This is a genomic window from Thermoanaerobacter kivui (assembly GCF_000763575.1).
Lineage (GTDB): Bacteria > Bacillota > Thermoanaerobacteria > Thermoanaerobacterales > Thermoanaerobacteraceae > Thermoanaerobacter > Thermoanaerobacter kivui.
Genome location: NZ_CP009170.1, coordinates 2,080,201 through 2,099,448, shown reverse-complemented (window position 1 = coordinate 2,099,448; position 19,248 = coordinate 2,080,201). Strand labels below are relative to the sequence as shown.

19 protein-coding genes, 3 tRNA genes and 2 pseudogenes are annotated in these 19,248 nt (G+C 33.0%); 18 read left to right on the top strand and 6 right to left on the bottom strand.

Translation table 11 applies throughout. From position 1 onward, the window contains the following. Positions 1-6: 6 nt before the first annotated feature. Positions 7-1,323 carry a tetratricopeptide repeat protein gene (locus TKV_RS10715; RefSeq protein WP_049685918.1) on the bottom strand — a complete coding sequence of 439 codons (1,317 nt, stop codon included), beginning with the start codon at positions 1,321-1,323 and terminating at the stop codon, positions 7-9. Between the two features lie 152 nt (positions 1,324-1,475). Here TKV_RS10715 and yabN point away from each other — a divergent pair, with 152 nt between their 5' ends. From yabN to TKV_RS10685, 6 genes are all read left to right on the top strand, one after another. Next, on the top strand, positions 1,476-2,963 hold the full coding sequence (gene yabN, locus TKV_RS10710; RefSeq protein WP_049685917.1) for a bifunctional methyltransferase/pyrophosphohydrolase YabN: 1,488 nt from the start codon (positions 1,476-1,478) through the stop codon (positions 2,961-2,963). Positions 2,964-3,039: 76 nt separating this feature from the next. Next, complete coding sequence (locus TKV_RS10705; RefSeq protein WP_003869740.1) at positions 3,040-3,315, top strand: HU family DNA-binding protein; 276 nt, start codon at positions 3,040-3,042, stop codon at positions 3,313-3,315. A gap of 54 nt (positions 3,316-3,369) precedes the next feature. Continuing rightward, entirely contained in the window at positions 3,370-3,615 is a 246-nt protein-coding gene (locus tag TKV_RS10700; RefSeq protein ID WP_049685916.1) for an RNA-binding S4 domain-containing protein, read from the top strand. A 55-nt stretch (positions 3,616-3,670) separates the two neighbouring features. Continuing rightward, positions 3,671-4,651, top strand: coding sequence for a SpoIID/LytB domain-containing protein (locus TKV_RS10695; RefSeq protein WP_049685915.1), 981 nt, complete (start codon positions 3,671-3,673; stop codon positions 4,649-4,651). Between the two features lie 88 nt (positions 4,652-4,739). Next, the gene (yabP, locus tag TKV_RS10690) at positions 4,740-5,036 is read left to right on the top strand and encodes a sporulation protein YabP (RefSeq protein ID WP_049685914.1); all 297 of its coding nucleotides are present in this window, start codon (positions 4,740-4,742) and stop codon (positions 5,034-5,036) included. 130 nt (positions 5,037-5,166) lie between these two features. After that, positions 5,167-5,835, top strand: a complete 669-nt coding sequence (locus TKV_RS10685) for an MtnX-like HAD-IB family phosphatase (RefSeq protein WP_049685913.1) — start codon at positions 5,167-5,169, stop codon at positions 5,833-5,835. Here the strand turns inward: TKV_RS10685 and TKV_RS10680 are convergent. After that, entirely contained in the window at positions 5,800-7,428 is a 1,629-nt protein-coding gene (locus TKV_RS10680) for a putative manganese-dependent inorganic diphosphatase (protein WP_049685912.1), read from the bottom strand. The genes TKV_RS10685 and TKV_RS10680 overlap by 36 nt on opposite strands. Positions 7,429-7,504: 76 nt before the next feature. Between TKV_RS10680 and yabQ the strand changes: the two genes are divergently transcribed. The 7 genes from yabQ to TKV_RS10645 all read left to right on the top strand — a co-directional run bounded on the left by yabQ (position 7,505) and on the right by TKV_RS10645 (position 10,195). Continuing rightward, positions 7,505-7,981 (top strand): spore cortex biosynthesis protein YabQ, encoded by a 477-nt coding sequence (yabQ, locus tag TKV_RS10675; RefSeq protein WP_049685911.1) that lies wholly within the window; start codon positions 7,505-7,507, stop codon positions 7,979-7,981. Positions 7,982-8,042: 61 nt separating this feature from the next. Continuing rightward, positions 8,043-8,342, top strand: a complete 300-nt coding sequence (locus tag TKV_RS10670) for a septum formation initiator family protein (RefSeq protein WP_049685910.1) — start codon at positions 8,043-8,045, stop codon at positions 8,340-8,342. A gap of 91 nt (positions 8,343-8,433) precedes the next feature. Continuing rightward, the gene (locus TKV_RS10665) at positions 8,434-8,856 is read left to right on the top strand and encodes a S1 domain-containing RNA-binding protein (protein WP_049685909.1); all 423 of its coding nucleotides are present in this window, start codon (positions 8,434-8,436) and stop codon (positions 8,854-8,856) included. Between the two features lie 80 nt (positions 8,857-8,936). Beyond that, positions 8,937-9,842: a Ppx/GppA phosphatase family protein gene (locus tag TKV_RS10660; RefSeq protein WP_049685908.1), complete on the top strand. Its 906-nt coding sequence runs from the start codon at positions 8,937-8,939 to the stop codon at positions 9,840-9,842. 95 nt (positions 9,843-9,937) lie between these two features. Next, a tRNA-Leu gene (locus TKV_RS10655) sits at positions 9,938-10,027 on the top strand. A gap of 9 nt (positions 10,028-10,036) precedes the next feature. Further along, positions 10,037-10,113, top strand: a tRNA-Met gene (locus TKV_RS10650). 5 nt (positions 10,114-10,118) lie between these two features. Beyond that, a tRNA-Met gene (locus tag TKV_RS10645) sits at positions 10,119-10,195 on the top strand. 176 nt (positions 10,196-10,371) lie between these two features. Here TKV_RS10645 and TKV_RS10640 read toward each other — a convergent pair. Continuing rightward, positions 10,372-10,764, bottom strand: a complete 393-nt coding sequence (locus tag TKV_RS10640) for a helix-turn-helix domain-containing protein (RefSeq protein WP_049685907.1) — start codon at positions 10,762-10,764, stop codon at positions 10,372-10,374. Positions 10,765-11,133: 369 nt separating this feature from the next. On the opposite strand from TKV_RS10640, the gene TKV_RS10635 reads away from it, so the two are divergent. Next, complete coding sequence (locus TKV_RS10635) at positions 11,134-11,484, top strand: hypothetical protein (RefSeq protein WP_148307268.1); 351 nt, start codon at positions 11,134-11,136, stop codon at positions 11,482-11,484. Here TKV_RS10635 and TKV_RS10630 read toward each other — a convergent pair. Continuing rightward, positions 11,471-11,857 (bottom strand): hypothetical protein, encoded by a 387-nt coding sequence (locus TKV_RS10630; RefSeq protein ID WP_236617258.1) that lies wholly within the window; start codon positions 11,855-11,857, stop codon positions 11,471-11,473. The two genes, TKV_RS10635 and TKV_RS10630, sit on opposite strands and share 14 nt — an antisense overlap. 4 nt (positions 11,858-11,861) lie before the next feature. On the opposite strand from TKV_RS10630, the gene TKV_RS14195 reads away from it, so the two are divergent. Then, complete coding sequence (locus TKV_RS14195) at positions 11,862-12,362, top strand: hypothetical protein (protein ID WP_236617257.1); 501 nt, start codon at positions 11,862-11,864, stop codon at positions 12,360-12,362. Between the two features lie 169 nt (positions 12,363-12,531). Here TKV_RS14195 and TKV_RS10620 read toward each other — a convergent pair. Beyond that, positions 12,532-13,763: pseudogene (locus TKV_RS10620) on the bottom strand (IS110 family RNA-guided transposase). Positions 13,764-14,268: 505 nt separating this feature from the next. Here TKV_RS10620 and TKV_RS10615 point away from each other — a divergent pair. Beyond that, the gene (locus TKV_RS10615) at positions 14,269-14,856 is read left to right on the top strand and encodes a hypothetical protein (protein ID WP_049685904.1); all 588 of its coding nucleotides are present in this window, start codon (positions 14,269-14,271) and stop codon (positions 14,854-14,856) included. A 45-nt stretch (positions 14,857-14,901) separates the two neighbouring features. Here the strand turns inward: TKV_RS10615 and TKV_RS10610 are convergent. Beyond that, positions 14,902-16,409: pseudogene (locus TKV_RS10610) on the bottom strand (IS1182-like element ISTte1 family transposase). A gap of 57 nt (positions 16,410-16,466) precedes the next feature. Between TKV_RS10610 and TKV_RS10605 the strand changes: the two are divergent. Both TKV_RS10605 and TKV_RS10600 read left to right on the top strand, forming a co-directional pair. Continuing rightward, complete coding sequence (locus TKV_RS10605) at positions 16,467-17,312, top strand: RAMP superfamily CRISPR-associated protein (protein WP_455342610.1); 846 nt, start codon at positions 16,467-16,469, stop codon at positions 17,310-17,312. After that, on the top strand, positions 17,300-19,018 hold the full coding sequence (locus TKV_RS10600) for a CRISPR-associated protein Csx11 (protein WP_084574270.1): 1,719 nt from the start codon (positions 17,300-17,302) through the stop codon (positions 19,016-19,018). Before TKV_RS10605 ends, TKV_RS10600 begins: the two co-directional genes overlap by 13 nt. The last annotated feature ends 230 nt before the right edge of the window (positions 19,019-19,248 follow it).

The window sequence follows — 19,248 nt, the reverse complement described above, 5'->3', positions numbered from 1 at the left end:
TTCCCCTCATGCTAAATTCTCATATAATAGTTCTATCGATTGATTAAAATATTTTTTGGCTTCTTCAGTATTATTGAGGGCAATATACAAATTTCCCAATCCTTTATATGCTTCGGACAAGTCTTTCTTAAGGCCAAGGTATTTGAGTATTTCCACAGATTTTAAAAGTTCTTTTTCGCTTAATTCGAATTGACCTTGTTTTAAATGTAAATTGCCCAGAATTGTATAAATCCTTCCCATCTCTTCTTCTTCGTTTATCTCTTTTACAATTTCTAATGATTCGTTTAAATATTCAAGGGCTTTTTCGTAGTCTTCCCTAAAATAATAAATTTTTCCTATTTCTGTTAGATTATATGCCATTCCCACTTTCATGCCCAAATCTTTGTATAAGGAATAGCTTTTAAAGAAATATTTTTCTGCGATATCGTATTTTTTTAAATCTGTGTATACAAAACCCAAATAATTGTATTCATTAGCAATATCTTCTTTTAAGTTTAATGTTTTGCTTATCAAAATAGCACGCCTTATGTGTTTTAAAGCATCATTATATTGTTTAAGCTCATAGTTTACAAGTCCAAGGCCATTATTAGAAAGAGCAATAAAATCTACCGCTTTAATTTGTGTAGAGTACTCGAGACATTTTATATAATAATCTCTTGCCTTGATAAATTCTCCTATTTTGCTGTATAAATTTGCTATGCTAAAAAGTATGCGAGACTTCAATTCAGTATTTTTTAAAGAATATTTTTCAAAGCCATCTAAAGCTTTTAAATAATTTTCTAAAGAAGATTGAAATTTTTGCAAGTTACCCAAAGACAGGCCTTTCATGTAGTAAATTTCTACCATAATTTCGTTGAAGGAATTTTTCTCAAAATAAGAGGATATTTTGTCTAAAATTTCAAGAACTTTTGGGTAATCTTTAATAACAAAATAGGATTTAGCCAGATAAAAATTTATCAAATTTGATGAATATTCATCTATTGCATTTTTTAAAATATCGAGGTATAATTTGATAGTTTCTTCATAATTTTTGCTGTCAAATGCCCTTTGTGCATTTAAAAATTTTTCGAGTATATTTTTGTATTTGGAAAGTTCTTTTTTTAATTCTTCTTTTTCTACATAGTCTTCATCTAAAAAGTACACTACCGGCTTATTTAATTTTTGTGCAATGAAGTTTAAAGCTTTTAAAGATGGACTTATTTTACCTTTTTCTATAAGGCTTATATAGCCTTTGGAAAATTCATCTCCTGATAAATCGCCTTGTTTTAAGAATTGCCTTTTTCTTTCTTCTCTAATCCTTCTACCTAATTCAACCATATCCATGTACTACCACCCCTTAACGTGCGTGCTAAAATATATTATAATTTAATTTGACAGATTTTTCAACACTTGTGCAAAGGATAAATTTAATTATATAAAAATCCAAATAAGTGATATAATATTATTTGTACATTTTAGCTTTTGAGGTGGTTGTTGTGAATAAACTATTTATAGTAGGATTAGGACCGGGCTCGGCAGATTCTATTACACTGGGGACGATAGAGAAAATGAAAAATGCTGATAAAGTTTTTTTGCGGACAGAAAAACATCCGGTTGTTTCTTATCTTAAGGAGCGGGGAATTGTTTTTGACACTTTTGACAAAATATACGAAAAAAGTACCACTTTTGAAGAAGTTTATGAAAATATTGCTCGGGAAATAATGGATATAGCAAAAAAATATCGAATGGTGGTATATGCTGTTCCTGGTCATCCCTATGTTGCAGAAAAATCGGTAGAATACATATTAAACTTCTGTAGAGATTGTGTCGATATATCAATAGAGGTTATACCAGCTATTTCTTTTATTGATACCATTATAGGCGAATTGAAAATTGACCCTATATATGGTCTCAAAATAATTGATGGTTTGTCTTTGGATGTTCAAAAGCCTGATAAGAGATGTGGCAATATTGTTGTGCAGGTGTATGATAGATTTATAGCTTCAGAAGTGAAGTTAAAACTGGCAGAAGTGTATGGAGACAGTTATCCTGTGACTGTTATAAAAAATGCGGGAATTCCAGGGAAACAAGTAATAGAGACAATACCCCTTTATATGATTGACAGGCTCGATTGTATTGATTATCTTACTTCTTTATACATACCACCTGTACAAACACTCTTTCAAGAAAAGTATGACATATATGACCTTTTAGAGATAATGAGAATTTTAAGAAGTGAAAAGGGATGTCCATGGGATAAGGAGCAGACCCATCAAAGCCTTGAAAAATATTTGGTGGAAGAGAGTTATGAGTTAGTTGATGCAATTGAAAAAGAATCTGAGGAAAAGATGGTAGAAGAATTGGGAGATGTGCTTTTACAGGTTGTTTTCCATTCACAAATTGCAACGGAAAGGGGAACATTCAATTTTGAAGATGTGGTAGATGGCATATGCAAAAAAATGATTTGGAGGCATCCTCATGTTTTTGGTACAGAGGAAATTAAAACCTCTAATGCAGTGTTAAAAAAATGGGATGAAATAAAAAGACAAGAAAAAGGTATAAATTCTTCTACTGATGCTTTAAAAGACATTCCAAGGTATATACCAGCTCTTATGCGAAGTTATAAGGTACAAGAAAAAGCTGCAAAGGTGGGTTTTGATTGGGAGAGGGTTGAGGATGCACTTTCTAAAGTCTATGAGGAATTAGAAGAATTAAAGGAGGTGTATAAAGGGAAAGATAAAGAAAAGATTATTGAGGAAGTTGGAGATTTAATTTTTGCAGTGGTAAATGTAGCTAGATTTTTAGATGTAGAACCAGAAAGCGCAACTCACAACACAGTGGAAAAATTTATAAAGCGATTTGAATACATTGAAAAAACTGCGGCAAAGAATGGACAAAAATTGGATGAAATGACTTTAAGTGATATGGATAAGCTGTGGAATGAAGCAAAGATGAATAATTTTAATAAAAAAAATGAAAAATAAGCGTAAATTAGCAGGATTTTTCGATTTTGTGAAGAATAAATAAGAGTAAAGCCATATTAACTAAGGAGGTATTGTTGTGAATAAGGCAGATCTTGTTGCGAAAATTGCAGAAAAAAGTGAGTTAACAAAAAAGGACGCTGAAAAGGCATTAAATGCTTTCATTGAAGCAGTAGAAGAAGCATTGAAGAATGGTGACAAAGTTCAATTAGTAGGGTTTGGCACATTTGAAGTAAGAGAAAGAGCTGAAAGAAAAGGTAGGAATCCTCAGACAAGAGAAGAAATAACTATTCCTGCTTCAAAAGCTCCTATTTTCAAAGCAGGAAAAGCGTTAAAGGATTTAGTAAATTCTTAAGAAAATCAGGTCTTTATGACCTGATTTTCTTACTTTTGTCTGGAGGTAAGAAGTATGAGAGTCGACAAGTTTTTGAAAGTTTCAAGGCTTATCAAAAGGCGTACGATTGCAAAAGAGGCCTGTGACAAGGGATTAGTTTTTATAAATGGCAAGCAAGCAAAAGCTAGTAACGAAGTAAAAGAACATGATATAATAGAGATAAACTTTGGAAATAAAATTGTCAAAGTAGAGGTTTTAGATGTAAAAGAACATGCTTTAAAAGACGAGACTTACAAAATGTATAAATTGATAGAAGAATGAATGATTTGTGAAAATCCCTCAAATACTATAAACAAAAGTATAGGAGGGATTTTAATTGTATAGGAACAAACTGAAATTAATTGCGGTGTTAGTAGCTTTGTTATTTGCTATGACTGCTTGCAAGCCGCCTACAAAGAAACCAGAACCTATTAGGAAGCCACGAATGGAACTACCTAAAATACCCGCAAAAATAAATGTGGGTGAAAACAAAGAACCTGTTCTTAAAGTTTATGTTGTGCAAACAGGCAAAATTGAAAATATGCCTTTGGAGAAATATGTTGAAGGTACAGTGGCGGGAGAGATAAAAAATTATTGGCCAATTGAGGCTTTAAAAGCCCAGGCAATTTTAGCTAGGACATATGTTTTAAATTTTGTAAGTACTAAAAAGTCAAAATATCCTGGAGCCGACATATCAACAGATTTTGAGGAGGCTCAGGCCTGGAACCCTTCAAATATAAATTCTAAAATAAAAGAAGCCGTAAAAGATACCCGAGGAGTAGTTGCTGTCTATAACGGAAAATTTATAAATGCTTGGTTTCACTCTCATGCAGCAGGACAAACTGCTTTGGCTAAAGAAGGCCTTAATTTCAAAGAGACCGAACCTCCTTATATTGTGAGTGTAAAGTCAAATGAAAGTCCTAGTGCACCAGCTAATGTAAAGCATTGGACAGCTATTTTTACCAAAAGTGAAGTGATTAATGCATTTAAGAAAATGGGGCTGGGTATAAACGATTTTAAAACTGTGAAAATAGGCACAAAAGGGGCTTCAGGAAGAACTGTAAACTTTCTTTTTGACAAAACGCCTGTAAATGCTCCCGATTTTAGAATGGCAATTGGAAGTGAAAGGCTAAAGTCCACTATGATAGATGAAGTTTCTTACGATGGAAGTAAATTGGTGATAAAAGGAAGAGGGTTTGGGCATGGTGTAGGAATGTCTCAATGGGGAGCATATCAGATGGCTAAAGAGGGGAAAAAGGCAAAAGATATACTAAACTATTATTTTAAAGGTATAAATATAGTAAAAATTTGGGATTAAAATCCTCCGGAAGGAGGATTTTTTTGTTCTAAAAAAAGTACAAGATTCATAGATAATAATAGTTATTGAAAGAGAGAGGAGGTTCAAGATGGAGGATAAAAAAGGTTTTGCAAGAGGAGGAAAGCCTCACAACCTTACAATTGAAAATAGAGAAAAAATCAGTGTATCAGGTGTAACCAATGTTGTAAGTTTCGATGATGAAACGGTAATATTGGAGACTGATTTAGGAGTTTTGACAATAAAAGGGCAAGGATTGCACATCAATAAACTAAACCTTGATGACGGACAAGTGTCAATTGATGGTGAAGTGATAAATCTAAATTACAGCGACAAAGTTGGTTTTATAGGAAAATCTGGAGGATTTATAAGTAGGATGTTTAAATAAGTCGCGTATTGCGGCTTATTTTGTTTTGTCTATTCGATTTTAAAAAATTTAGATGTTATAATAAGTTTGGGTTGTTTTTATATAAACGAAGGCGTTTGGATATAAAATAAATGGTGAGGGGGGAAAGAAATTGAAGAAGGTTTTTTTGATAGATTTTGACGGTACTGTTACCAAAGTAGATACTGTTGATTTGATGGTGAAAAAGTTTGCGAAAGATGGATGGCAGTATTATGAGGAATTGTGGGAAAAAGGCGAGATGTCTACAGAAGAATGCGCTATTGAGACTTTAAAGCTTATGGAAATGGATGAGAAAAGACTTTTGGATTTGCTTTACACTATTGAGATAGATGATTATTTTATGGAGTTTTTGGAGTTTTGTAGTACAAAAGGTTATGAAGTTGTAATAGTGAGCGATGGATATGACTTTAATATAAAAGCTATTATGGAGAAATACAGATTTAATGTAAAATTTTACAGTAACAAACTTTGGTTTGAGGATGGAAAAATAAAAGTGGATTTCCCTTACAAGAGCAGGGATTGCAATAAATGTGGAATGTGTAAGCTGGAAGTATTGAAGAGATACAAAAGTAGGGGATATTATGTAGTCTATATAGGGGATGGATATTCAGACCTTTGTGTTGCAAAGCACGCAGATGAGGTTTTTGCAAAAGATGTTTTAGAGAAATATTGCAGAGAAAATGGCATTCCACACATTCCTTTTAAAAATTTTGGTGATATTATAGAAAAAATTAAGGCAATAAACTTAATGGCTGTTTATCGCCTTAACAATTGGCGGTAGAACTTGTTTTTTTCTGGAGATGACATACGGCAAATAGAAGCTGTTGTTTTTTATTTCAACGTTGAAAGCTCTTTGTACCAGTTCTTTGTTGTTTCCTACAAAAAGTATTTCAGACCCCTCATTTATTATATCTGTTAACATAAGCAATAAAATATCATAGCCTTTATCTTTTTTTACTTTTTCCATAAAGCTTATAAGGTCTTGTTTTAATTCTCCTGGATCTGTCAAAGTGTTTACCTGCCCTATGCCGATTTTGTAATTGTTGATTGTGAACTCTTTAAAATCTGTATAAAATATTTCTTCAACGCTTTTTCCTTCGAGGGAAGTACCAGCTTTAAACATTTCATTTCCAAATTGGTTAATGTCTATATCAGCGATTTCTGCAAGCTTTTTGGCTGCCCTTACGTCTTCTGGAGTACAAGTTGGAGATTTAAATACAAGAGTATCTGATAAAATGGCAGCACACATTATTCCAGCTATTTTTGGTTCTGGTATTAAACCTCTTTCTTCAAAGATTCTGTTTATGATTGTTGCTGTAGCCCCTATTGGATGGCTTCTGAATAATATTGGCTGGTCGGTTTGTATAGTTCCAATCCTGTGATGATCGATTATTTCGAGTATTCTAGCTTGTTGTATCCCTTCTACCGCTTGTGAAAATTCATTGTGGTCAACCATTATGACGTTTTTTCTCTCATAATCTAAAATATGTCGTCTTGCCAAAAGTCCTACCACTTTTCCTTCTTCGTTAACTACAGGGAAATTGCGGTACCTGTATTTCAGCATTACTTCTTTTACATCATCGATGTAATCGCTAGTTCTAAAAATTACCAAATCATCTTTTTTTATTATATAGGACAATGGTATACTTTGGTTTAAGAGTTTTACTGTATCAAAAGTATCCGGCATAACTTTTATAATCGTTACTTTGTGTTGTTCAGCCAGTTTTAAAACTTCATCTTGAAGGCTGTTGTTACCTGTAATTATGAGAGCTTTGATACCTTTTTGTATTGCGGCCAGTTGTATGTCTTCTCTGTCTCCTACAATTAAAATATCCCCTTCTTTTATTCTGCTTAATACATTTTCCTTAGACATTGCAGATACTAATACATTGCCATAAAGGTAATCTACGTATTTTAGTATTACTTCTCCTTTTAAAGTAGTCAATATATTTTCTATAGGGATTTTGTATTTTGACAATTCGTGAGAGGAATGAGAGGAAGAAAAGTATGCTTTTGCTAAATCTCCCATTGTTGCAATTCCTATAAGTTTATTTTCTTCATCTACAACGGTTATTGTCCTTATATTTTTTTCCATCATGGTATTCCATGCCTCAAACATGGGGGTATTTTCTTTAAACACAAGGGGTTTGTCAAATTTAATGTCTTGAACTTGTGTATACACATTTTCAATAAGGATAGGTTCTTCTACTCCAAAATAGTCAAGGACAAATTTTGTCTCACGGTTTATAGGTCCTAATCTCACAGGTATGGCATTTATGCCTTCAGATATTCTTTTTAAATAAGCATATGCAATAGCTGAGCAAATGGAGTCTGTGTCTGGATTTCTGTGCCCTGAAATATACACAGTTGTCATGATAGTATCCCCCCTATTTTAGTTTCATTCTTGTTGGGATATATAAATATAATATAACAGAGAAGGAGGTATGTAAATGGTAATGACTATACAAAGTCAGATTTATGCCTTTTTAGTTACAGTATACGGCGGATTTGTCTTGGGATTTATATATGATGTTTTTAAAGTGATAAGGCGTATACTGAAACTTAGAAAAGTTTTTTCCAATATTGCCGATATTATATTTTGGATTATTGGAACGATTGTTATGCTTTATTTTATGTATATCAGCAATTACGTAGAAATTAGGCTTTATAGCTTTTTGGGTTTTGCAATAGGCGTGTTGTCTTATAATTTATTATTAAGCCAATTTATTACTAAAGCTTTAATTAAAATATATCAATTTGTGGCTGAGGTAGTAAAGAGGATGATAAAAATTATTATATATCCTGTGAGAGTTATAGTCAATTTTCTTATTATTCCTTATAGGTTTATAAAAAGAGCTGTGGCTTTGCCATACATTTTTGTGAGAAATAATTTATCACATTTTAATCTTTTTAAGAAAAAAAAATAAAGGATTTTTTAAATCGTTGTCGAATAAGAATAATAGATTGAGAAAAGCGGGTGTTTTGACTATGAAAAAGCGAAAGATAAAGTTAAAACCGATATTGCTTATTGTATTTATTATATACGTGGTTTTTACCTTTTTTGAGCAGCAAATAGCATTAGACAAACTTAATAATAGGTATCAAGATTTGAAAAATAGAGAAACTGCTGCAATTAAAGAAAATAACTATTTGAATGAATTGCTTAGATATACGCAGACAGAAAGTTTCATTGAAAACGAAGCGAGACAAAAATTAGGCCTAGTAAAAAAAGGTGAGATAATTTACATAGATATCTCAAAAACCAAGGCTACAGAGCAAAAAAAGTGAAATTTTCAAAAAAATTTGTCTTGAAATATTTTGTATTTTAATATATAATAAGCTCATTGAATAAATTTTTAAAGGGAGGATTTTTATTTATATGCCATTTGAGGTTGGAGATGTTGTTGAAGGCACTGTGTTAAATATTACAGACTTTGGAGCATTTATTCAGCTACCAGAAGGTAAAACCGGTCTGGTCCACATTTCAGAAGTTGCTAACACTTATGTGAAAAACATACGGGAGCACCTAAAAGAGCACGACAAAGTAAAAGTAAAAGTGCTTTCAATGGATGACAATGGAAGAATAAGTCTGTCAATCAAAAAAGCTTTGCCTAAAAATAATGGAGAAAAGGGCCCAAGGGATTTTGTTTGGCAGAGCAACAGGAATTATAATGCTAATAGTTCTTTTGAAGAGCGCTTGCTTAAGTTTTTAAAGGATTCTGACGAAAGGCAGCAGCAGCTTCGAAAGAATTTCGATTCAAAGAGAAGAAATACTGGATATAGAAAAAGCAATGGATATTAACTTCGGGTTATTCCCGAAGATTTTTCATAATGTGAGGGATAAATTTTAGACAATTTTGTCTATAATAATTGGGGGTTATTATGAGAGTTTCAGCTATTGATATAGGGACAAATTCAATACGACAGCTTATCTGTGACATAGATGGGGAAAACATAAAAAAAATACGAAAAGACGTAGAAATTACTCGCCTGGGAGAAGGTATATCTAAAACTGAAAAATTGAATAACAATGCTATACGAAGAAGCATTGAAGTGATTGAACAATTTGTAAATTTGGCTCGCGAGGAAGGGACAGAGATTATATATGCTTTTGCTACCTCGGCAATGAGAGACGCCAAAAATAAAGAAGCTTTTTTCGAGGAAATTAAAAAATTGGGTTTAGATGTAGAAATTATAGATGGGGAAACAGAAAGTTTATACGGATACATTGGTGCAGTAAAAGGCGTTAACAAAAAAAATGCTGTAGTTTTGGATATAGGAGGGGGAAGTACTGAGCTTGCCTATAAAGGCGAAGAATTTGTGAAAGAAAGCTTTGATATAGGGGCTGTAAGGCTTACTGAAAAATTTATTAAAAATGACCCTCCTTCCACTGAAGAATATGATGAAATTAGACTTCACATAATAGATATGGTCATCAATTCCCTTGATAAATACAAAGAAGTTGAAAATATTATCGGGATAGGAGGAACGGTAACAACTCTTGCTGCAGTTTCACAGCAGCTGGAAATTTATTCTCAAGAAAAAGTTCATGGATATAAGTTAAAAAAAGAAGAGATTAAAAGGATTCTTGATAAATTTATGTCTGTTACATTGGAAGAGCGAAAACTTATCCCTGGATTGCAGCCTCAAAGAGCTGACATAATAATTACGGGAACTGCAATATTGTTGACTATATTAGAGATGCTAAATTTAAAAGAAATTACAGTTAGCGAATGGGATAATTTAGAAGGGGCAGTTTTATATAGATTTGCGAATCTAAAAACTTAAGTAGCTTGCAAATTGCTGCTTTTTTGGGCAAAAAAACTATTGACTTGAGTGTGTATATGTAATATAATAAATACTGTCTTGAGGAAATGATGTGTGCCGGAGTGGCGGAACTGGCAGACGCACAGGACTTAAAATCCTGCGGGCTCTAAAAGCCCGTACCGGTTCGAGTCCGGTCTCCGGCACCAGTATACTGCCGCGGGGTGGAGCAGTCCGGTAGCTCGTCGGGCTCATAACCCGGAGGTCGTAGGTTCAAATCCTACCCCCGCAACCAAATATGGCGGCGTAGCTCAGTTGGCTAGAGCATGCGGTTCATACCCGCAGTGTCGGTGGTTCAAATCCACTCGCCGCTACCAGCAAAGAACGGAAATCGTCACCTATCCAGAAGTAAAATTCGCACTTTATTTCATCTGGGGTGACGGTTATTTTTTTTATGTAGTTTTTAAGCACTTTACTTCATGAAATGGTATTGTTTCATCCAATAAAGCTTTCATGAGAGAAGTGTTAAGTAAATTGATACTGCTCAACTAAATCATTCCCCCTTATCTTCTTCATCTTCTATGGCTTTTATAATCCTGATTATTTGCTTTATATCTCGAGGAGAAAGCTTTTTCGTCTGCTTAAACAGAAGTTTCAAATCTTCCCTTTCTTTTAATGTATTCCAAAACTCCAGCAGCTCTGGGTCGTCCGAAACAGCCTCTGTGATTTCGTCAACTGGAGAGCGAATATCTGTTCTTCCAAGGAGATAATCAATGGAAACGTTAAAAAAATCCGCTATTTTTTTTAGGGTTTCATAGTCTGGTTCCTTCCTTTCTGTCTCATATCCCGCTATAGTAGAACGACTTATTCCTAGTATCTTTGCAAGGTCCTCTTGGGTTAAGTTTTTTTCTTTACGTAGTTCTCTCAATCTATCTGAAAATGTCATTTTTTGAAACCTCCTTTTATGTTATTGTAGCTAAAAATGTCCCTAAAATAAACAATATGTCCCAAAAAGAAAAAATTTTTTTAAAAAACTCTTGACAATGTTTCTAAACGGAACTATAATAAGATTAGGTAAAGTTGCTAAACGGGACATAAAGTAGGAGGTAATGAGCAGTGTTCAGATTTGCCAACCACATCTGTTTTAGAACTGCTATAATGTTTGTTATGTGGATCATCTTGATTGTTATGCCTCATAATCGCTTTGTCACTGCTGTGCTTATATTTTTTATCGGAATTAGGGTTCCCTTTTTTTCTTGCATTTTACTGTAATCATCAATGGCACCTCCAAAAACATCCAAAAACTTTATTGCTTTTGATAATTAAAAACCGTAATACAGCAATTTTTGAATTATATAAAGATTTTGGCAGCAAAGCCTTACCAAACATTTTAAATAACATGAAAAACAGCGATACCTTCATTCTGAAAACCCATTTATTTATCAACAGTAACCGTTTTGTAGAGAATTTTGTAAAGAAGTTTGAAATTCCTCCCTGCAGGATAAAATGTGATTCTGAAAAACTAAACCGTCTTGAGATTTTAACTTTGGCAATATCAATACTTATAATAAACCTTTTTAAATTTATTTATAGAAACAGAGATATGATAAATATAAAAGAAATCTTAAATCGGGAATTTTACAAAATTACAATCAAGAAAAGATAAAATCATCTATTTCTTCAATTTCTTTACTGAAGCTGCTCACAACTTTATATCTCAAATTTAAAAGCTTCACATACTTCTTAACCCCTTTTTCTGGCCTAACAAATACCGTCAAAAACTCATAAGGGAACTCCTTCATTCTTCCGAACTCTCCTTCTGTCCCTCTCGACAGCACAACTATTTTTGTGGCATTATCAAGCGCAGTTTTAACAATTTCATTAAACTCATCCGGAAGGTCAAAAATTATCACATCAAACTTGCTTCTCGCAAACTTCACAATCGCATCAACATCACTTTCTTTAATATCTCTTACGAGACTTACTTTAGGAGGTTCAGACTTAAGCTTTATGCTGGACCTTCCCGTCCTCCCCCACATTGGAATGTGGCTTAAAGAGAGAACAAAAGAGAGCTTTTTTGAAAATTTAATTGAGTACAGCTCAAATGTATCTGTACTTCAGTCTCCTCCTTCTTTTGGCTTGTGGGGTATAATAATGGGTTTAAGTTTGCTTGCAGCTGTATTTTTACGTTATCACATACATTATTCTATTTCTTTTACTAATTTCCTTCTTTCTTTTATCAATCCTTTAATGGCTTATAATACAATAAAAAGCGAAATTTTTGTGTATCTGCCTATGATTTGGATTGGATGGGCATTTATTACAGACGGGATTGTAGGCATGATAAGAGATAAGATTGTTAGGAAGACGCAGCATAAACAGACACTGCTGTTAGTTGAAGCGGTAATTCAAGTTTTATTTCCTTTTATAAGTGTTTTATTTGCAGTTAAATCAATAGGAATTTACATTGTTGTGCTGTTTGTTGGCTTTTTAGTACTCTGGAATCAGCTTTTTGTGCACACAGTGCTTTCGTTTCTTCCTTAAAGTTTTAGCTAAAAGATAAATTTTAAGTATTTCGGTAATATGTCAAGAGGGTGATAAAAAAAATTCAAAAAAAATTTAATAAAATAACCTAAAAAAGGGTATAGCAAAGCTAACCATCACGCAATAAGCTAATGAAAATTAATGTAAAATATGGTTATGGGGTAATATGTTAACTTATACAATCATCTCCTTTCATTATTGGGGATTTATAAAGTTTTTCTTCGCGCAGCAGAGCGAAGACTAACCTTACAGTTTTACGTGCAGTCAATACAAGAGCACGTTTATGCTTGTGAGTTTTGCTTTCTTTAAATTTGCGGGCATAGTATTGTGAGAACTCAGGTAAATACTTCCTGAGCTTAAAGCTGCTTGGATAAAATAATATCTGAGATACTCATTACCAGTACGCTTGAGATATGTGTCCTCCGCTTTAAAATCAGCAGACTGGTACTCTGACCAATAAAGGCCGGAAAACTTTGCAAGGGCATTATCATTATCAAACCTTGAAATTCCGCCTATCTCAGATATTAAGCCGGCTGCGATGGTTGGGCCAATACCTTTTACTGATGTAAGACAAAGAAATTCATTGTTAAATCCTTTTACCTCATTAATAATGGCTTTTTCTACAGCTTTCTTCTGCTTTTCAAGGGACTGTAGATTGTCAAAGCAAGACTTGATAACAAAGTTTAAAGAATCATCTACAGTAGCATTAATTCTATAAGACTTGCGAACAGCCTCTTGAAGCAATTTAGCTGTAGCTTCAGGATCATCAAAGCAATCTTTACTAACCAAAAAGCCGGCAAGTTCATCAAGCGGTCGAGCCGCAATATCATCAAGGGTGAAAAACTCATTAAATATTTCAGTAGCAGTTGCTCCAAAATTATTACTAAAGACTTTATTTTGGCACAAACCGCTAAACTTAAGGAACAAATTGCTGAGTAAATAATTTTTTTCTCTAACAATACTATTAACAATGTGAAAGCGATGGCGAGTAAGCCTCTGGAGAGCAAGATATCTAAAATCTACAGAACAAGATTTAGGGAGTCTACCGAATCTCAGTTTTTCAGCAATAGCAAAGGCATCAATCCAGTCATTTTTAGGTAAATTGCCGAGAGACTTTTTAAAAGCATTAATGATATTTGCATTAAAAGTAGTAATAGAAGGTTGATAAGGCTTAAGAGCAGAATGATCAGCCAAATAATACTGGAGGTGCCAGCCATAGACTGAAGTAGATTCCAAACCAATAAAGACCTTTTGGATATTGTATTTATTACAACACTCCAAGATACGTGATACTATAACATCACAACCATGAGGGTTATTTTCTACAGAAAAACGGGAGGAAGCATCATTACCCTCCTGGTCGAGAATATGAACCTTGACATCATTCAGGCTTACATCCATACCAACAAAAAGCTTATTCAAGATCGTTACACCTCCTTTCAAAAGTGATAAAGTAAGTAAAAGTTAATTTGAGATAACCCTAGCAACCAGATTATTTAGCAACCTCGCAATTAGCTCTTAATATATAAGCCTGAATCCTCTGCTGCCAGGGGCTTATATATGACAAAGCAGATTTCGCGTAAGAAAAGGCAAATCTGGTGTAGGGACCACACTTAAAAGAGCGGTCAAGCCGCATGGAGGACGAAAGCCTGTCCCACATTAACTTTACAGTATAATAATGCTACAAGTTATCTCAAAAGTAAATAATAAGGCCGAAAAAAGATGAGACGGACGCGCCATGAATCCTGCATATTGCGCAATATTACGGATTCATGGCAATAGATAAGATTTTAGACAAGATGAGAATATTAAAGATTTCCAGTTATAAATGCACTTTATTAAATTTTTAAGAAGTGAGACAAATTTATTGTCTTTAAAATTAATTATACGAGGAGGTAGGTAAGATATGAGGAGAGTTTTAAGCTTTACTTTGACATTACTTCTTGTCATTTTTCTAGTGGCGGGCTGCGGTGAGATAAAGAAAGATACAGGGAGAACCGAAAATACTGTAAATGAAGCTGTTAAAAGTGAGAAGGTAAATCCTCAAAAAGAGCTCACTGCAGGAACCGTTGTAAGCTCCAACAACAGCGAAATAGTTTTAGAAAGCGGTGGAGAAAAAGTTAAATATGATTTTACAGCTGAGAAAACTGTATTTGTTGAGGGAATGCCCAAGGACATTAAAGAAGGTGTGTTTGTAAAAATCATAAGAAAAGACGGTGAAAATTATATTTACGTCATCACACAGGGCAGAAAAGAAGCTCTTGAAGATGGAAGCACAAGTATATTGGGGATTTTAAAAGAAGCGAATGATAATTATGTTGTGGTAGACATAAATGGAAAGGAAGAAAGGTACACTGCTTCAGATAAAACTGTTATGCAGAAATTTTCTGACTCAGATAAAGTGATGAGGTATAATAAAGATGAGCTGAAAAAAGGAAACTGGGTGATGGTACTGGTCGATAAGGATAATAAGATAATAGATATTGTGTATTAACGGTAGGGATTTTTCATTTTCACTTCGCTCAAATCAAAAATCCAGTTAAGAGAGCACCTCTGCTTCGCAGACGTGCTTCAGTTTGTTGACAAAGCAAAATTTTAGCCCCTGTTTTCTTAGTACCGAAAGCAGGGGCTGTATATATCTGGATAAAATTTTCTTTAAAACTCCAAATAATGAATAAAGTTTTGAAATGTCAAAGGGCCCTTTGCCCTTCCTCCATAACCATAAGGCCATTTTCTTTAAATTCATGGCAGCAAAAACAAGCATCGCTTGCATGGACAATTTTTCCTTCCCTCTTAACGTCGTCCATCGCAAACCATGCTTCTCCTTTAAATCTGCAAATACTCTCTCTATTGTCTCTTTCCTTCTCTCATATACTTCTTTACAGTAAGGTGTATGCCTTAGGTGTTCTGCTTCTTCTACATATCCTTCCCATATGTGCCTGAATATCCTCTTTGTGTAGTCTTTACTTTGGGTACACTTTTCTCTTAGAGGACAGTTTTTACATTTTTCTGGGTTTGATTTGTATTCTCTATATCCTTCTCTGTTGGTTGTAACATATGTTAATATTTCATTCTGCGGGCATATGTAACAGTCATAGTATTCATCATAAACAAATTCATGTTTTTTCATGAAACCATCTTTTGTTTTTGGCCTTGTATACGGCACTGCTGGTATTATTTGTCTATCAAATATTGTCTTTAATATGTACGGATTTTTATAGCCTGCGTCTACTGCTATTGCTTTCGGTTTTCTTACCCTCTTTTCAACTTCTTCTAATACTTCTTGAAACATCACACTGTCGTGTACATTTGCAGCTTCAACTTTTACTCCTAATACAAATCCGTTTTTATCGCAGGCTGTGTGAAAAGAATATGCAAAGATTTTTTCTTTTCCGTTTTTGTTTAACATTCCGCTATCCGGGTCTGTTTTGCTTACTTTCACTTCTTTCGTCTTTATCTTCTTGATTTTCTTTAATGGCTTTTTGCCATGAGCCTCTCTATCCTTGTTTATTTCTTCTTCTAGTTTTTCTTGATAAGTCCTGGCTTCTTTTTCTACTATTTCTTTGGTGTATTTCTTCTTGTTGGCACTTGCTTTTACATGGGTTGAATCTATGAATACTTCCTCTGCATTTACTAGCCCATGTTTTATTGCTTCTTCTAAAATTTTCGTAAATATTTTTTCAAATATATCCGTCCCCTTGAATCTTCTTATGTAGTTCTGACTAAATGTTGAAAAATGAGGTATTTCTTCTGTCAGCCCATACCCTAAAAACCATCTATACGCTACATTTGTTTTTATTTCTGCTATTGTCCTCCTCATCGATGGTATACCAAAAAGATATTGAATGAAAAGTATTTTTATGAGTACTACTGGGTCTATGCTTGGTCTGCCGTGATCTTCGGAATATTTCTCTTTTACTAAATCATATATGAAACTAAAATCTCTATAACTCTTTCTATCTTCCTTAAAAGGTGATCTTTTGGAACTAACTGATCTATGCTTACAAATTCTATTTGATGTCTGGCATCCTGTTTCTTTGATAACATCTTTCTTCTCCTCTCCTCTTTTGCTTTGTACCGTTAAAAAAACAAGGAACCCTTCTCATCATAACGGGTTCCCGATATTTTGTCAACAGTCTGGATGACGAATTTTATATAATTTCAAATCCAGTATTAAAGGAAAAAGTCTTTAAAGTGCCTATGATATGGGGAAGTAGTTGGAAAGGTTCTTTAGCTGCTGCGTTTAAAGATTTAATAAATGAAGAGGCTAACCTTAAAAAAAGGAGAAAAATTGTTGATAGTTACTTAAGAATATTTGGAGCAGGTTCTGAAAGTATAAAGGGAATAGAGGATTATTTAAAAGGGGATAGTAGTGATTTAGGGAAGTTTAAAGAAAAGCTTTTAGAATTTATATTATTTGAACTTGGAATGATGATAGACAAAGATTTTATAGGCGAAATTAAAGACAAAAATTCATACGAGGAACTTCAAGCTATTCTTCAGAAGAAAATTTCTGAGAAACTTCAAAAAGATAATAAAAACCTACCAATAGAATTTCAAACACATAAAGGAAGAGCTATATTTTATCCTACATATTTTGACAGACTTTCTTTAGAGGTAATAAATCCCCATGATAGAAGAAAAAGAGCTGGAACACAACCTATTTACCATGAAGTAGTTCCAGAAGGGACAGAAGGAATTTTACAGATTATATACATTCCATTTGATGGCATATTAAAAGAAAATGAAGTATTAAAAAGTGAAGCGGAAAAAGATTTAGGAAATCTTTTATTAGCAATTGAGAAAGTTTCACAGAATGGAATAGGAGCAAAAACAAAACTTGGATGGGGGACTTTTGAATTATGTGAAGATAAGTATTATTTTACTAACAAAGATTTAAATATAAGTAATGAACTAGCAGGTAAGGGGTGGTCAAGATGGCAGGGTTAAATTTAGAAAACTTAAAGAAGTATAGAAATGAAATTTTAAAGGCAGAGACAGTTTCCTTGTTAGCTTTGTGGGATAAAGTAGATCCAAACCAACAAAATAAGGCAGATATTAATTTAGATAAAAAATCTTTATCTGATTGGGAAAATGATATTAAAGGCAAAAAAATAAAAATTTTAGAAGAAGAATTTGAATTATGGAGTTATTTTCTTAATAATTGGCGTGAATGGAGAAGGCGACAAGACAAAAAATATTTATTGGAAGTATTATATGGAGTTGGTGAAAGCCTAAACTCTGGCATAGATAAGGGATCGCCAAAAGATGATATTAAGGTTGAACCTCAATATAGTAGATGGTTATCAAATCCTTTTGGGAGTTTTAAAAATAGAATTATTTATTTATCAGAAATCGAAGATTCTATAAATAATAAGATTTGTGACTTAAAAAACTCTATAACCAATATCCTTGGCTCTAATAACCTAGATTGGGAAAAATTTAAATCAATTAGAGAAAAATTTAAAAATTTTTTTGCTGGTTTATTGAGTGACGATAGATTTCCAATAAACGATGTATCATTGTGGGAACAAGCTTATATGGCAACCACAATGTTTAAAGCTTCTCTTTCTGAATATATTTTAAAAAATAATAATATTCAAAGTTTGCCTAAACGAATGGATGTCCGATGGCGTATTCTTGGCATACAATATGATAAGCTTGGTTTAGCAGAAAAAGGTTATAAACCTCAGCAAATACTGTGGTATAGAGATAAGGCAAGAGAAATAGATGATGAAGTAAAGAAACTTTTGGAATATGAATATCCTATTGGAAATGAAATATATCGAGATGAAACAGGAGTTTATTTTTTAGTTGGTGAAGGCTTAGGTGATGATTTAAACGACGATAGTAATTTGGCAAGATTAAAGAGAGATTTAAAGGAAATAGAAGAAAAAATATTAAATATTTTTAAAGAAAAGTCCTTTGACGAATTTTATCCGGCTATTTTTCTTACTAAAGCTTCAAGAGGTCTTATGAACCTATGTTATCTTCTTGAAAATGCAAAAGAAAATTTTTTAAAAGCAGATTGGAGCAAGAAAGAAATTGATATATGTATTGAAAAATCTGAAAGCGGAAGAGCAAAAGGCATTTGTCAGGTTTGCGGGCAGAGATTAGTATTCAAATCGGATAGATTGGATGAAGACAAAAATATTTGCGATACATGTTATAAGGAAAAAACGCAGGGCAGGATTGATAAATGGCTTGAAGATACGAGTAAAGAAACTATTTGGATGGATGAATTAAAAGATAAAAATGATGGAGTTGCATTGGTGACAATGAAGTTTGAGCTTCATGACTGGTTAAATGGTGATATGCTAAACAGTTTACTGGTGAGGGAAGAGAATTTTAAGAATTTAAAATCAGATTTAAATACATTATTAGCAGAAGTAAAAAAATATTATACCAATTTTTTAAATTCAAGTAACAAAAATTTAAAAAGCTTCAATTCATTTGGAAGTTTAAATAGTATTAAGAGTTTTGTTGAGTTATTTGACAAACATGGAATTCAAACACCTTATGAGAAAGTAAAGAAAAAAATTATTAATCTACTGCGGGAAAAAAATAATTTACCGCCTGATAGTGAAGATATAATGATTTTAGATTTATTTAACAGAAATTTCTTCCATTTTTTAAATGTAGAGGGGACAATATAAAAGAAAGCAATAAAAATAACAAAACTAAATCTGTTTTAAATAAAAATGGCGATCAAATATTTTCTATAGATAATTCTGAAATTTTTTTAGACAAATGGAAAAATTATTATTCACATGAGGGATTAAATTTAATAATAGATATTTTTTGTTTTGCTTTTATTGTTGGGTTAATAAAAAACATCTTACTTGAACGTTCTATTGGTGATAGATGGGAAAAATTCATTTACAAG

Excerpts from the sequence above, each read along its gene's own strand:
- TKV_RS10715 (WP_049685918.1), bottom strand. The coding sequence starts at position 1,323 with ATGGATATGGTTGAATTAGGTAGAAGGATTAGAGAAGAAAGAAAAAGG.
- TKV_RS10700 (WP_049685916.1), top strand. The coding sequence starts at position 3,370 with ATGAGAGTCGACAAGTTTTTGAAAGTTTCAAGGCTTATCAAAAGGCGT.
- TKV_RS10615 (WP_049685904.1), top strand. The coding sequence starts at position 14,269 with ATGAGGAGAGTTTTAAGCTTTACTTTGACATTACTTCTTGTCATTTTT.
- TKV_RS14195 (WP_236617257.1), top strand. The coding sequence starts at position 11,862 with ATGTGGCTTAAAGAGAGAACAAAAGAGAGCTTTTTTGAAAATTTAATT.
- yabP (WP_049685914.1), top strand. The coding sequence starts at position 4,740 with ATGGAGGATAAAAAAGGTTTTGCAAGAGGAGGAAAGCCTCACAACCTT.
- TKV_RS10670 (WP_049685910.1), top strand. The coding sequence starts at position 8,043 with ATGAAAAAGCGAAAGATAAAGTTAAAACCGATATTGCTTATTGTATTT.
- TKV_RS10680 (WP_049685912.1), bottom strand. The coding sequence starts at position 7,428 with ATGACAACTGTGTATATTTCAGGGCACAGAAATCCAGACACAGACTCC.
- yabQ (WP_049685911.1), top strand. The coding sequence starts at position 7,505 with ATGGTAATGACTATACAAAGTCAGATTTATGCCTTTTTAGTTACAGTA.
- TKV_RS10630 (WP_236617258.1), bottom strand. The coding sequence starts at position 11,857 with ATGTGGGGGAGGACGGGAAGGTCCAGCATAAAGCTTAAGTCTGAACCT.
- TKV_RS10600 (WP_084574270.1), top strand. The coding sequence starts at position 17,300 with ATGGCAGGGTTAAATTTAGAAAACTTAAAGAAGTATAGAAATGAAATT.
- TKV_RS10665 (WP_049685909.1), top strand. The coding sequence starts at position 8,434 with ATGCCATTTGAGGTTGGAGATGTTGTTGAAGGCACTGTGTTAAATATT.
- TKV_RS10660 (WP_049685908.1), top strand. The coding sequence starts at position 8,937 with ATGAGAGTTTCAGCTATTGATATAGGGACAAATTCAATACGACAGCTT.
- TKV_RS10640 (WP_049685907.1), bottom strand. The coding sequence starts at position 10,764 with ATGACATTTTCAGATAGATTGAGAGAACTACGTAAAGAAAAAAACTTA.